General features: G+C 73.0%; 12 protein-coding genes. 9 read left to right on the top strand and 3 right to left on the bottom strand.

Annotated elements, in window-relative coordinates; genetic code table 11:
- Positions 1–52: 52 nt before the first annotated feature.
- The gene (locus tag ABEA82_RS12070) at positions 53–382 is read left to right on the top strand and encodes a rhodanese-like domain-containing protein (protein WP_345661704.1); all 330 of its coding nucleotides are present in this window, start codon (positions 53–55) and stop codon (positions 380–382) included.
- Positions 383–401: 19 nt separating this feature from the next.
- On the opposite strand, the gene ABEA82_RS12065 is transcribed toward ABEA82_RS12070, so the two are convergent.
- Positions 402–1,535, bottom strand: coding sequence for an acyl-CoA dehydrogenase family protein (locus ABEA82_RS12065; RefSeq protein ID WP_345661406.1), 1,134 nt, complete (start codon positions 1,533–1,535; stop codon positions 402–404).
- A 291-nt stretch (positions 1,536–1,826) separates the two neighbouring features.
- Here ABEA82_RS12065 and ABEA82_RS12060 point away from each other — a divergent pair, with 291 nt between their 5' ends.
- The 3 genes from ABEA82_RS12060 to ABEA82_RS12050 are packed head-to-tail and all read left to right on the top strand — an operon-like array spanning position 1,827 to position 4,719.
- A complete protein-coding gene (locus ABEA82_RS12060) occupies positions 1,827–2,747 on the top strand; it encodes a DUF5819 family protein (protein ID WP_345661405.1) in 921 nt (306 codons plus the stop codon).
- Entirely contained in the window at positions 2,744–3,955 is a 1,212-nt protein-coding gene (locus tag ABEA82_RS12055) for an HTTM domain-containing protein (RefSeq protein ID WP_345661404.1), read from the top strand. The genes ABEA82_RS12060 and ABEA82_RS12055 overlap by 4 nt, the downstream gene beginning before the upstream one ends.
- On the top strand, positions 3,952–4,719 hold the full coding sequence (locus ABEA82_RS12050) for a TrmH family RNA methyltransferase (RefSeq protein WP_345661403.1): 768 nt from the start codon (positions 3,952–3,954) through the stop codon (positions 4,717–4,719). The genes ABEA82_RS12055 and ABEA82_RS12050 overlap by 4 nt, the downstream gene beginning before the upstream one ends.
- Positions 4,720–4,764: 45 nt before the next feature.
- Here ABEA82_RS12050 and paaN read toward each other — a convergent pair whose 3' ends face one another.
- Positions 4,765–6,456: a phenylacetic acid degradation protein PaaN gene (paaN, locus tag ABEA82_RS12045; RefSeq protein WP_345661402.1), complete on the bottom strand. Its 1,692-nt coding sequence runs from the start codon at positions 6,454–6,456 to the stop codon at positions 4,765–4,767.
- Between the two features lie 160 nt (positions 6,457–6,616).
- Here paaN and ABEA82_RS12040 point away from each other — a divergent pair, with 160 nt between their 5' ends.
- Together ABEA82_RS12040 and ABEA82_RS12035 are read left to right on the top strand one after the other, a co-directional pair.
- The gene (locus tag ABEA82_RS12040) at positions 6,617–8,140 is read left to right on the top strand and encodes a 3-hydroxyacyl-CoA dehydrogenase (RefSeq protein WP_345661401.1); all 1,524 of its coding nucleotides are present in this window, start codon (positions 6,617–6,619) and stop codon (positions 8,138–8,140) included.
- Positions 8,137–8,727, top strand: coding sequence for a TetR/AcrR family transcriptional regulator (locus ABEA82_RS12035; protein ID WP_345661400.1), 591 nt, complete (start codon positions 8,137–8,139; stop codon positions 8,725–8,727). The genes ABEA82_RS12040 and ABEA82_RS12035 overlap by 4 nt, the downstream gene beginning before the upstream one ends.
- A 2-nt stretch (positions 8,728–8,729) precedes the next feature.
- On the opposite strand, the gene ABEA82_RS12030 is transcribed toward ABEA82_RS12035, so the two are convergent.
- Positions 8,730–9,227 carry an Lrp/AsnC family transcriptional regulator gene (locus ABEA82_RS12030; protein WP_345661703.1) on the bottom strand — a complete coding sequence of 166 codons (498 nt, stop codon included), beginning with the start codon at positions 9,225–9,227 and terminating at the stop codon, positions 8,730–8,732.
- 190 nt (positions 9,228–9,417) lie between these two features.
- Here ABEA82_RS12030 and pdhA point away from each other — a divergent pair, with 190 nt between their 5' ends.
- The 3 genes from pdhA to ABEA82_RS12015 are packed head-to-tail and all read left to right on the top strand — an operon-like array spanning position 9,418 to position 12,946.
- On the top strand, positions 9,418–10,563 hold the full coding sequence (gene pdhA / locus ABEA82_RS12025; protein WP_345661399.1) for a pyruvate dehydrogenase (acetyl-transferring) E1 component subunit alpha: 1,146 nt from the start codon (positions 9,418–9,420) through the stop codon (positions 10,561–10,563).
- On the top strand, positions 10,560–11,564 hold the full coding sequence (locus tag ABEA82_RS12020) for an alpha-ketoacid dehydrogenase subunit beta (RefSeq protein ID WP_345661398.1): 1,005 nt from the start codon (positions 10,560–10,562) through the stop codon (positions 11,562–11,564). Before pdhA ends, ABEA82_RS12020 begins: the two co-directional genes overlap by 4 nt.
- On the top strand, positions 11,564–12,946 hold the full coding sequence (locus ABEA82_RS12015) for a dihydrolipoamide acetyltransferase family protein (RefSeq protein WP_345661397.1): 1,383 nt from the start codon (positions 11,564–11,566) through the stop codon (positions 12,944–12,946). Before ABEA82_RS12020 ends, ABEA82_RS12015 begins: the two co-directional genes overlap by 1 nt.
- Positions 12,947–12,994: the final 48 nt, after the last annotated feature.

Here is a 12,994-nt window from a genome sequence, read left to right as displayed (position 1 = left end):
CGGTCGGCGGGTCGGTTCGGGTAGCGTCGGGCGCATGAGTTTTGGAGCTGGTGTGCCCACGGTCGCGGTCGCGGACCTCAAGGACGGCGACTTCCTGCTGGACGTCCGCGAGGACGACGAGTGGAAGGCGGGTCACGCCGAAGGGGCGCTGCACATCCCCCTCAGCGATTTCGTCGCCCGCTTCGGTGAGCTGACCGAGGCCGCCCCGCAGGACGGCCGGGTCCATGTCATCTGCCGCTCCGGCGGCCGTTCCGCCCAGGTCACGATGTACCTGGCCCAGCAGGGCATCGACGCCGTGAACGTGGACGGCGGCATGCAGGTGTGGGAGGCGGCGGGCCGTGCCGTGGTGACGGACGACGGACAGCCCGGGTTCGTGGTGTAGCGGCCGTTCGCCGGACCGTTCAGGCCAGTGGGTGGGCCGCCAGCAGGTCGCCCAGGGCCTCCTCGTGCGCCGCCGCCGGGCCGAGCGACAGCTCCAGGTGCTTGGCCCAGGCGTGGTAGCGGTGCAGCGGGTAGTCGACGTCGGCGCCGAACCCGCCGTGCAGATGCTGCGCGGTCTGCACGACCCGACGTACGCCCTCCGCCGCCCAGATCTTGGCGACGGCGACGTCACCGGAGGCGGGCAGCGCGCCCGGGGCACCCGTGGCGAGCCGCCAGGCGGCCTGCCACAGGGTGGCCTCCATCGCGCGCAGGTCGATGTAGCGGTCGGCGGCCTGCACGGCGACGGCCTGGAAGGTGGCGATCGGGAAGCCGAACTGCTCTCGCTCGCCCGTGTACTGCCCGGTCATCCGCAGCACCCGCTCTCCCAGCCCGAGTGCCAGCGCACAGGTGCCGGTGGCCAGCAGGTCCCGCAGCCACTCCCACGCCCCGTCGGCGTCGATCACGTCCCGGGCCGCGAGCCGCGCCGACTGAAGCCGCAGTTCGCCGAGCCGCTCGCCGCTCGTGGAGAACTGCTCGGCGAGGTCCACCCCCTGGTGCCCGCGCGGGACCAGGGCCAGCAGGGCCCGGCCGGACCCCGTGTGCGCGGGGACGACCGTGACGTCCGCGTCGTAGGCCCACGGCACCGCCGTCTGCACCCCGTCCAGCACCCAGGTGTCGCCGTCCTGCCGTGCGGTCACGGCGAGCTCGGCGGGGTCGTGGCCGGTGCGGCCGTGCGCGGCGACGGTCAGCACGAGCTCGCCCCGGCCTGCCCGGGCGAGCAGGGCCGACCTGGCTTCCTCGGCGCCGTGGGCCTGTATCACCGCGGCGGCCGCGCTGCTCTCCAGCAGCGGCACCCTGGCCAGCACCTTCGCCGACTCCCGCAGCACCAGGCAGAGCGCGATGGCGTCCAGCCCCGCCCCGCCGTACCGCGCGTCGAGCAGCAGGCTGAGCAGGTCCGCGTCGGCGAGCCTGGCCCACAGGGCGCGATCGCAGGCGTCGGCGACGGCGCCCGGGGTGAGGGCCGGGCTGGGCACGGCGTCCGGCGCGACCCCGGCGAACACGCCCTTCGCCGCCTCGGCCGCCGCCTGCTGCTCCTCGGTGAAGGTGAAGTCCACGGTGCCTGTCCTTCCGGCCGGTCCCGTTGAGCTGACGGGCCGCAAGATAGAACAGGTTCTAGAAGAAGGGAATGGGCGTGCGGCGGGCGCCGTAGGGTGTCACTCCTGTGCTGCCTCCGGGGGGTGTGGCGACGGCCACGGCAGGGACCGGCGGACGGGGGCTGTGCCCGGGTGGGCGGCCTGAGTACCGTTCCCGTGCCGACGCCGCGCAGCGGTTGCGCGGGCGGTGGCCGCCCTCGCGGCCGGCCGGGCGGACGGGACGACGGACCGGGATCGTGGAACGGGGCGGAATTGGACGCGTACGACGAGGGCTCGAACGCCCGGCACGGGCCGGACGGGCCGGTCGGGCCGCGCGAGCCGGTCGGGCGGAGTGCGCCGGCCGACCAGGGCCTGCCCGTCGCCGCGTCGGCCGAGCCTCTCGACCAGGGCCTGCCTCTCGACCAAGGCCTGCCTCTTGACCAGGGCCTGCCTCTTGACCAGGGCCTGCCTCTTGACCAGGGTCTGCCTTTCGATCAGGGCCCGCCTCCCGACCCGGGCCCGCCCATGGCCCCCCGCTCCGGCATAGCCGCGCTCTCCCTCCCCGGTCAGATCGTCGTCGTCCTGGCCCTCGCGGTCGTCGCGGTCGGGGTCTGTGTGCACCTCGGGATGACCTTCCTGCACGTCGCGCCGGCGAACACCGTCACCAGGGAGCACGGCAAGGCCGTGGACGACTGGATCTACCCGGAGTTCGAGCAGAACTGGAAGCTCTTCGCGCCCAACCCGCTCCAGCAGAACATCTCCATCCAGGCCCGCGCCGAGGTCCGGGACGGGGAGGGCGGGACGGTGACCACCGGCTGGTACGACCTGTCCGCCGAGGACGGCCGGGCCATCGACGGCAATCTGCTGCCCAGCCACACCCAGCAGAACGAGCTGCGTCGCGCCTGGGACTTCTTCCTCGCGACGCACGACACCGAGAACCGCCCGGTGGGTCTGCGCGGCTCGCTCTCCGAGACGTATCTGCGCCGGATCGTGGAGCTGCGCCTCGGCCGCGACGACGCGGTGCGGGCCGCGACCGGAGGCGGCGGTGCCGTCGAGCGCGTGCAGGTCCGGTCACGCACCAGCAACGTGCCCCCGCCCGCGTGGAGCCGGGAGAAGGTCTCCACGACACCGTCCTACCGCGAGCTGCCGTGGTGGCCGGTGCCGGCGGCCGGGGCCGGGGAGGGCGTGCGGTGAACGGTTTCTCCCTGGCCGTCTCGCGCGGCATAGCCCGCGTCACCGAGGCCGCCCTCGGCCCTTACCAGACCGCCGTGATCCGTATCGGCTTCAGCGCGACCTGGCTGCTGTTCCTGCTGCGCGAGCTCCCGCACCGCGGCGAGCTCTACGGCCCCGACGGGCCCTGGAGCTGGGATCTCGCCGAGCAGCTGATCAGGACCAACGAGGCCTTCACCGTCCTGATGTGGTCGGACGGCCGGATCTGGTTCGAGATCGTCTACGCGCTCGCGATCCTCTCCAGTGCCCTGCTGCTGCTGGGCTGGCGCACCCGCACCATGTCGGTGCTGTTCATGGTCGGTGTGCTGTCCTTGCAGAACCGCAGCGTCTTCATGGGCGACGGCGGTGACAACGTGCTGCACCTGATGTCGGTCTACCTGGTGTTCACGCGCTGCGCCCAGGTGTGGTCGCTGGACGCCCGGCGGGCCTGGCGCGCCCGGGCGGCACGTGAGCGGGGCGAGCGCGTCACCGACCGGATCGGCCCCGCCCTGTGGTGCGTGTCCGGGTTCGTGCTGGTCGCGGTCACCCTGGCCGGGCGGATGGAGGGCGACTGGCTCATACCGGCGCTGCTGTGGACGGTGTGGGCGGCGCAGGCCCTGTGGTGGCTGGTCGGCCGCCGGGCGACGTCCGGTGAGCCGCGGATGCTGCTCGATGTCGTCGCCAATATCGTGCACAACGGTGCCCTGCTCGTGATCATGGCGGAGGCGTGCCTGATCTACGCGACGGCCGGCTGGTACAAGATCCAGGGCTCCCGCTGGCAGGACGGCACCGCGGTCTACTACCCGCTCCACCTGGAGTACTTCTCGCCCTGGCCGGCCCTCGCCGACCTGCTGTCCGCGAGCGGCACGCTCGTGATGCTGGTGACCTACGGAACGGTCCTCGTGCAGGTCGCCTTCCCGTTCACGCTGTTCAACCGCCGGGTGAAGAACGTCCTGCTGGCACTCATGATCACCGAGCACGCCGTGATCGCCGTCGTGCTCGGCCTGCCGTTCTTCTCGCTGGCGATGATCGCTGCGGACGCGGTGTTCCTGCCGACGTCCTTCCTGCGCCGCCTCGGCGGCTGGGCGTCCCGCGCGCGTGACCGCCTCCTCCGCCGCGAGGGGCGTACCCCGCCCACCCAGCGGCACGCCCCGGAGAGCCCCGAGGCCACGCACGTAGGCTTCGGGACATGACCGACCCCGTCCCCGTCTGGCACCGGCTCGCCGGCAGCAGTGTCCTGCTCGACGGTTTCCACGCTCTCAAGCACGCCGTGCGGTTCGGCGCCGAGGTGCCGGTGGCGGTCACCGCCGACCGGGCGGCCACGCTCGCCCTCGCCGACGAACTGGCCCCGGACGTACGGGACGCGCTGGCCGGCCTGCTGACGGAGGTGCCGTACGAGACGTACGCGTCCCTCGTGCCGCGCCCGCATCCCACGGCGGTGGCCGCGCTGGCGGTACGGCCGTCCCGCGAGTCCCACCTCGCGCGGCTCGCGCGCACCCCCCGCACGGCCCCGGTCGTGGTCCTCGACAACCCGCGCAACCTCGGCAACGCGGGGGCGGTGATCCGCCTGGCCGCCGGTTTCGGTGCGACCGGCGTGGTGACGACGGGCACGGTCGACCCCTGGCACCCGACGGTCGTACGCGGCGGGGCGGGGCTGCACTTCGCGACGGCGGTGGAGCGGCTGGAGGTCGCCGACCTGCCGGCCGGCCCGCTGTTCGCCCTCGACCCGGAGGGCGACGACCTCCGGGCCACCAAGCTCCCGGACGACGCCGTCCTCGCCTTCGGCTCGGAACGCACGGGCCTGTCGACGGAACTCCGCGCCCGCGCGGACCACCTGCTGTCCCTCCCGATGCGCCCCCAGGTCAGCAGCTACAACCTCGCGACGAGTGTGGCCATGACCCTGTACCACTGGAGCCTCGCAGCGCCCCTTCAGGGGCGCGGGGAACTGCGCGAGTAACCACAACGGACCGGCACCCGCGCGACAACGACGGCCCCCGAGCTCCTAGGCCTCCCTGCGCACCTCGACCACCCGGAACCGGTTGGCCACGAACGCCCCGTCGCACAACGCCGCACTCGCCGCCGGGTTACCTCCCGACCCGTGGAAGTCGGAGAACGCGGCGGTCTGGTTCACATACACCCCACCCGTGAGATTCAGCGACAGCTGCGCCGCCTCCTCCAGACAGGCCTCCTGCACGTCCCGCTCGACCTCCGGGTCGGTCGTGTACGCCCCGACGGTCATCGCGCCCTTCTCCCGCACGGTGCGCCGCAGCAGCTCCACCGCGTCGGACGCCGAGTCGACGGCGACGGCGAACGACACGGGCCCGAAGCACTCGCTCATGTACGCGGCCTCGTCGTCCGGCTTGGCCCCGTCCAGCTTGACGATCACCGGCGTCCGCACGACCGCGCCAGGGAAGTCCGGGTTGGTGATCTCGCGGGAGGCCAGGGCGACCTCGCCCAGCCCGGCCGCGGCCTCCAGTCGCGTCTTCACGTCCGGGTTGACGATCGCACCCAGCAGGGCGTTGGCCCGCGCGTCGTCACCCAGCAGCCCGTCCACCGACTGGGCGAGGTCGGCGACCACCTCGTCGTAGGACTTGGGGCCCTGGTCCGTCGAGATGCCCTCCCGGGGGACCAGCAGGTTCTGCGGGGTCGTGCACATCTGGCCGCTGTACAGGGACAGCGAGAACGCCAGGTTGGAGAGCATGCCCTTGTAGTCGGACGTGGAGTGGACGACGACCGTGTTGACGCCGGCCTTCTCCGTGTAGACCTGGGCCTGGCGGGCGTTGGCCTCCAGCCAGTCACCGAACTCGGTCGATCCCGTGTAGTCGATGATCCGGATCTCCGGGCGCGTCGCGAGGGTCTTGGCGATGCCCTCACCGGGGCGCTCGGCGGCCAGCGCCACGAGGTTCGGGTCGAAGCCCGCCTCGGTGAGCACCTCGCGCGCGACCTGCACGGTGAGCGCGAGCGGCAGCACCGCGCGCGGGTGGGGCTTGACCAGGACCGCGTTGCCGGTGGCGAGGGAGGCGAACAGGCCCGGGTAGCCGTTCCACGTCGGGAAGGTGTTGCAGCCGATCATCAGGGCGATGCCGCGCGGGACCGGCGTGAACTGCTTGGTCATCGCCAGCGGGTCGCGCTTGCCCTGCGGCTTGGTCCACTCCGCGTTGTCGGGCGTGCGCACCTGCTCGACGTACGCGTACGCCACCGCCTCCAGGCCGCGGTCCTGCGCGTGCGGCCCGCCCGCCTGGAACGCCATCATGAACGCCTGGCCGGAGGTGTGCATGACCGCGTGCGCGAACTCATGCGTCCGGTCGCTGATGCGCTTGAGGATCTCCAGGCAGACCACCGCGCGCTGCTCCGCGCCCGCGTCCCGCCAGGCCCGCTGCCCGGCCTTCATGGCGGGCAGCAGCACGTCGAGGTCCGCGTGCGGGTACGTCACGCCCAGGTCGATGCCGTACGGGGAGGTCTCGCCGCCGACCCAGTCGTCCGTCCCGGGCTGGCCGAGGTCGAGGCGGGTGCCGAGCAGGGCGTCGAAGGCGGCCTTGCCCGCCGCCGCGTCCAGGCTGCCGTTCTCCCCGTAGGCCTTGGGGTGCTCGGGGTGCGGGGACCAGTACGCGCGTGTGCGGATCGCCTCCAGCGCCTGGTCGAGGGTGGACCGGTGCCGGGCGATCAGCTCGTGCGCCGAGAGTGCGGCGGTCATGGGTGACCAACTCCTCGTATCGAGAACTCTTCGTCGAGTTCAGGACCTGGGCAGAACCCTGGGCAGGAACGGACGGACAGGGCTAGAGTAACCGAACGATCGGTCGGTTCAAGGGGGTCCGCCGCATCTGTGGAAAACCCCGTGCGGGAGGATCGCGCACATGACAGCACTCGACCTCAGCAGCCCCGTGGCCGTCGTCGGCACCGGCACCATGGGCCAGGGCATCGCCCAGGTCGCGCTGGTCGCGGGCCATCCCGTACGGCTGTACGACACCGCCCCCGGGCGGGCTCGGCAGGCCGCCGACGCGATCGGGGCCCGTCTCGACCGGCTCGTCGAGAAGGAGCGGCTCACCGGCGCCGACCGGGACGCCGCCCGCGCCCGGCTGCTGCCCGCCGAGACCCTCGCCGAGCTCGCCGACTGCGCCCTGGTCGTCGAGGCGGTCCTCGAGCGGCTGGACGTCAAGCAGGACCTGTTCCGCGAGCTGGAGGGCATCATCGACGACGACTGCCTGCTCGCCACCAACACCTCCTCCCTGTCCGTCACCGCCATCGGCGGCGCCCTGCGCGCCCCCGGCCGCTTCGTCGGCCTGCACTTCTTCAACCCGGCGCCGCTGCTGCCGCTGGTCGAGGTCGTCTCCGGGTTCGCCACCGACGTCTCGTCGGCCACGCGCGCGTACGAGACCGCCCGCGCCTGGGGCAAGACGCCGGTCGCCTGCGCGGACACCCCCGGCTTCATCGTCAACCGCATCGCCCGGCCCTTCTACGCCGAGGCCTTCGCGGTGTACGAGGCGCAGGGTGCCGACCCGGCCACCATCGACGCCGTGCTGCGCGAGTCGGGCGGCTTCCGGATGGGCGCGTTCGAGCTGACCGACCTGATCGGCCAGGACGTCAACGAGTCCGTCACTCGGTCGGTCTGGCAGTCCTTCTTCCAGGACGTGCGCTTCACGCCGTCCCTCGCCCAGCGGCGGCTGGTCGAGTCCGGCCGCCTCGGCCACAAGACCGGCCACGGCTGGTACGACCACCGGGACGGCGCCGAGCGCCCCGAGCCGGACACCGCCGAGAAGCGGAAGCCGCCCGCGTACGTCGTCGCCGAGGGGGACCTGGGTCCGGCGTCCGACCTGCTCGAGCTGATCCGCGAGGCGGGCATCCCGGTCCGTGACGACGGCGACGACGAGGACCAGGGGGCGTGTCTGCTCCTCCCGAGCGGCGGCCGGCTCGTCCTCGCCGACGGGCAGACCGCCGGCGAGTACCGGGACTTCGTCTACTTCGACCTCGCCCTGGACTACCGCGCGGCCGGCCGGATCGCCCTGTCCGCCTCCCAGGACACCTCCCCGCAGGTCCTCGCCGAGGCCATCGGCCTCTTCCAGGCGCTCGGCAAGCGGGTCAGCGTCATCGGCGACGTCCCCGGCATGATCGTCGCTCGCACGGTCGCGCGGATCATCGACCTGGCGCACGACGCGGTCGCCAAGGGCGTGGCCACCGAGGAGGACATCGACACCGCGATGCGCCTCGGCGTCAACTACCCCCTGGGCCCCTTCGAGTGGAGCCGCCGCCTCGGCCGCACCTGGGCCTATGTGCTCCTGGACGACCTGCACCGGCGCGACCCCTCGGGGCGCTACGCGCCGTCCCTCGCGCTGTACCGCCACGCCCACGCCTCCGACAAGCGGGAGGGCACCGCCTCATGACCACCGCCAAGCGCGACACCTACACCCCGGACACGCTGCTGTCCGTCGCCGTCCAGGTGTTCAACGAGCGCGGCTACGACGGCACCTCCATGGAGCACCTCTCCAAGGCCGCCGGCATCTCCAAGTCGTCGATCTACCACCACGTCGCCGGCAAGGAGGAGCTGCTGCGCCGGGCCGTGAGCCGGGCCCTGGACGGCCTCTTCGGGATCCTCGAGGAGGAGCACGCGCGCGTGGGGAGCGCCGCCGAGCGCCTGGAGTACGTCGTGCGGCGCATGGTCGAGGTGCTCATAGCCGAGCTGCCCTACGTGACGCTCCTGCTGCGGGTGCGCGGCAACACCGAGACCGAGCGCTGGGCCCTGGAGCGGCGCCGCGACTTCGACCACCGGGTGGCCGACCTGCTGAAGGCGGCGACCGCGGACGGCGACGTGCGCGGGGACATCGAGGGACGGCTGGTGACCCGGCTGGTCTTCGGGATGATCAACTCGATCGTGGAGTGGTACCGGCCGGACGGACGCGGTATGAGCGAACGCGAGGTGGCCGACGCGGTGGTGCGGCTGGCGTTCGGAGGGCTCCGCAAGGGCGCCTGAGCTCAGCTCTGCGGCTCCAGGTCCTCCTCCTCGAAGACCAGCAGCGTGCGCGAGCTGAGGACCTGCGGGATGGCCTGGAGGCGGGTGAGCACCAGCTCGCGCAGCGCCCGGTTGTCGGACACGTGCACCAGCAGCAGGACGTCGAAGTCGCCGCCCACCAGGGCGATGTGGGAGGCCCCGGGCAGCTGTCTGAGCTCCTCGCGCACCGTGCGCCAGGAGTTCTGCACGATCTTCAGGGTGATGTACGCGGACGTCCCCTGACCCGCCCGCTCGTGGTTGACGCGGGCGCCGAAGCCACGGATGACCCCGTCCTCGACGAGCCGGTTGATCCGGGCGTAGGCGTTCGCGCGCGAGACGTGGACCCGCTCGGCGACCGACCGTATCGAGGCGCGGCCGTCCGCCTGGAGCATGCGCAGGATGTCCTGATCGATGGCGTCCAGCGGCCGCGGCGGCGGCATCACACCGTGGTCGTCCGGGCTCGCGGCCGTGCTCTCGGCCATTTGTTCAGATGCCACCTGCGCCACCCTCCCTGCCATGGACGTACTGCGTCCATCTCAGGCTGTGGAGAACCGTTTGTCCACAGCCTGAGGCCACCCATAGCCAAATTGTGCCGTCGACCGAACAATCGGTAGGTGAGGCGGGTCACAGCCGACGCGTCTCCCGTAGCCGCTCCCACGAGGAGGTGCCGTCATGACGGTCATGGAGCAGCGGGGCGCGTACCGGCCGACCCCGCCGCCCGCCTGGCAGCCCCGCATGGACCCCGCGCCGCTGCTGCCCGACGCGGAGCCGTACCGCGTCCTCGGCACCGAGGCGGCCGCGAAGGCCGACCCGGAGCTGCTGCGGACGCTGTACGCGCAGCTGGTCCGCGGCCGCCGCTTCAACGCGCAGGCCACCGCGCTCACCAAGCAGGGCCGCCTCGCCGTCTACCCCTCCACCACCGGCCAGGAGGCCTGCGAGGTCGCCGCCGCCATGGTCCTGGAGGAGCGCGACTGGCTCTTCCCGAGCTACCGCGACACGCTCGCCGTGGTGGCCCGCGGGGTGGACCCCGTCGAGGCGCTCACCCTGCTGCGCGGCGACTGGCACACCGGCTACGACCCCTACGAGCACCGGGTCGCCCCCCTGTCCACGCCGCTCGCCACCCAGCTGCCGCACGCCGTCGGCCTCGCGCACGCCGCCCGCCTCAAGGGCGACGACGTGGTCGCGCTGGCCTTGGTCGGCGACGGCGGCACCAGCGAGGGCGACTTCCACGAGGCGCTGAACTTCGCCGCCGTCTGGCAGGCCCCGGTCGTCTTCCTGGTGCAGAACAACGGCTTCGCGATCTCCGTCCCGCTCGCCAAGCAGACCGCGGCCCCGTCGCTGGCCCACAAGGCCGTCGGCTACGGCATGCCCGGACGCCTGGTCGACGGCAACGACGCCGCCGCCGTGCACGAGGTGCTGAGCGACGCCGTACGCCACGCCCGCGCGGGCGGCGGCCCCACCCTGGTCGAGGCGATCACCTACCGCGTCGACGCCCACACCAACGCCGACGACGCCACCCGCTACCGCGGCGACGCCGAGGTCGAGACCTGGCGCGAGCACGATCCGATCCAGCTCCTGGAGCGCGAGCTGACCACGCGCGGTCTGCTCGACGAGGCCGGGAAGCAGGCCGCCCGGGACGCCGCCGAGGCGATGGCCGCCTCCTTGCGCGAGCACCTGAACCAGGACCCGGCGCTCGACCCGATGGACCTGTTCACCCACGTCTACGCCGAGCCCACCCCGCAGCTGCGCGAGCAGCGCGACCAGCTGCGGGCCGAGCTGGAGGCCGAGGCCGAGCCGGAGGGGGGCACCCACCGATGACCACCGTCGCCGTCAAGCCGGCCACCATGGCGCAGGCCCTCACGCGCGCGATGCGCGACGCGATGGCCGCCGACCCCGCCGTGCACGTCATGGGCGAGGACGTCGGCACCCTCGGCGGCGTCTTCCGCGTCACCGACGGACTCGCCAAGGAGTTCGGCGAGGACCGCTGCACCGACACACCGCTCGCCGAGGCGGGCATCCTCGGCGCCGCCGTCGGCATGGCCATGTACGGCCTCAGGCCGGTCGTGGAGATGCAGTTCGACGCGTTCGCCTACCCGGCGTTCGAACAGCTCATCTCGCACGTGGCCCGCATGCGCAACCGCACCCGCGGCAGGATGCCCCTGCCGATCACCATCCGCGTCCCCTACGGCGGCGGCATCGGCGGCGTCGAGCACCACAGCGACTCCTCCGAGGCGTACTACATGGCGACCCCGGGGCTCCACGTCGTCACGCCCGCCACCGTCGCCGACGCCTACGGGCTGCTGCGCGCCGCCATCGCCTCCGACGACCCGGTCGTCGTCCTGGAGCCCAAGCGGCTGTACTGGTCGAAGGACACCTGGAACCCGGAGGAGCCGACGCCCGTTGAACCGATAGGCCGCGCGGTGGTGCGGCGCTCGGGCCGGAGCGCCACACTCATCACGTACGGGCCGTCCGTACCCGTCTGCATGGAGGCGGCCGAGGCGGCCCGGGCCGAGGGCTGGGACCTCGAAGTCGTCGATCTGCGCTCCCTGGTGCCGTTCGACGACGAGACGGTGTGCGCCTCGGTGCGGCGGACGGGACGCGCGGTCGTCGTCCACGAGTCGGGCTCCTTCGGGGGCCCGGGCGGGGAGATCGCGGCCCGGGTCACGGAGCGCTGCTTCCACCACCTGGAGGCGCCGGTGCTGCGTGTGGCCGGGTTCGACGTCCCGTATCCGCCGCCGATGCTGGAGCGCCACCACCTGCCCGGTGTGGACCGGATCCTGGACGCCGTGGGGCGCCTGCAGTGGGAGGCCGAGAGCTGATGGCACAGGTGTTGGAGTTCAAGCTGCCCGACCTCGGGGAGGGGCTCACCGAGGCGGAGATCGTGCGCTGGATGGTCGAGGTCGGTGACGTGGTCGCCATCGACCAGCCGGTCGTCGAGGTCGAGACGGCCAAGGCGATGGTCGAGGTGCCCTGCCCCTACGGGGGTGTGGTCACGGCCCGCTTCGGCGAGGAGGGCACGGAACTGCCCGTCGGGGCGCCGCTGATCACCGTGGCGGTGGGGGAGCGTGTGCCCGCCGACAGCACCGGAGCCGACACCGAGGGCTCGGGCAACGTCCTGGTCGGCTACGGCACCTCCGAGGCACCGGCGCGCCGGCGCCGGGTCCGGCAGGAGCGGCCGGGGCCGGGCAGGGACACGGCGGCCGGGCAGGACGGCACGCGTCCCGCGGCGCCGGCACCCGCCCACGCCGGTGCCTCCCACCAGGTGGTCGACGGGCAGGCCGGTGGCCCCGACTCCGAGGACGGCCCCGTTCCCGTGATCTCCCCACTGGTGCGTCGGCTCGCCCGCCAGAACGGCCTCGATCTGCGGGAGCTGACCGGCTCCGGCCCGGACGGGCTGATCCTGCGGGCGGACGTGGAATACGCGCTGCGCGCGGCGGGCCAGGGCGACACGGCGGCACCCCCGGCGCCCCGCACCGCGCGCGCACCTCAGCCCTCCCCCGCACCGGCCCTCGGCGAGACGCGCACCCCGCTCAAGGGCATCAGGGGCGCCGTCGCCGACAAGCTGGCGCGCAGCCGCCGCGAGATCCCGGACGCGACGTGCTGGGTGGACGCCGACGCCACGGAACTCATGCGGGCCCGCACGGCCATGAACGCGGCCGGCGGACCGAAGATCTCCGTCCTGGCCCTGCTGGCCCGGATCTGCACGGCGGCCCTCGCGCGCTTCCCCGAGCTCAACTCCACCGTCGACACGGAGGCCAGGGAGGTCGTCCGGTTCGACCAGGTGCACCTGGGCTTCGCCGCGCAGACCGACCGGGGGCTCGTCGTGCCGGTCGTACGGGACGCGCACGCGCGCGACGCCGAGTCGCTCAGCGCCGAGTTCGCCCGGCTCACCGAGGCGGGCCGGGCCGGGACGCTGACCCCTGGGGACCTCACCGGCGGGACCTTCACCCTCAACAACTACGGCGTCTTCGGCGTCGACGGCTCCACCCCGATCATCAACCACCCCGAGGCGGCGATGCTCGGCGTCGGCCGCATCGTGCCCAAGCCCTGGGTGCACGAGGGCGAGCTGGCGGTGCGGCAGGTCGTCCAGCTCTCGCTCACCTTCGACCACCGGGTGTGCGACGGCGGCACGGCGGGCGGCTTCCTGCGGTATGTCGCGGACTGCGTGGAACAGCCGGCGGTGCTGCTGCGGACGCTGTGATTCCTGTTCCTCGCATGAGCTGGTGCTCGTGATCGGGTCGGTTCCCCC

The organism is Streptomyces venetus (assembly GCF_039540295.1).
In the GTDB taxonomy this organism is placed as follows: domain Bacteria; phylum Actinomycetota; class Actinomycetes; order Streptomycetales; family Streptomycetaceae; genus Streptomyces; species Streptomyces venetus.
The sequence above is the reverse complement of the archived record's forward strand: the minus strand, read 5'-3'. Positions and strand labels throughout refer to the sequence as shown.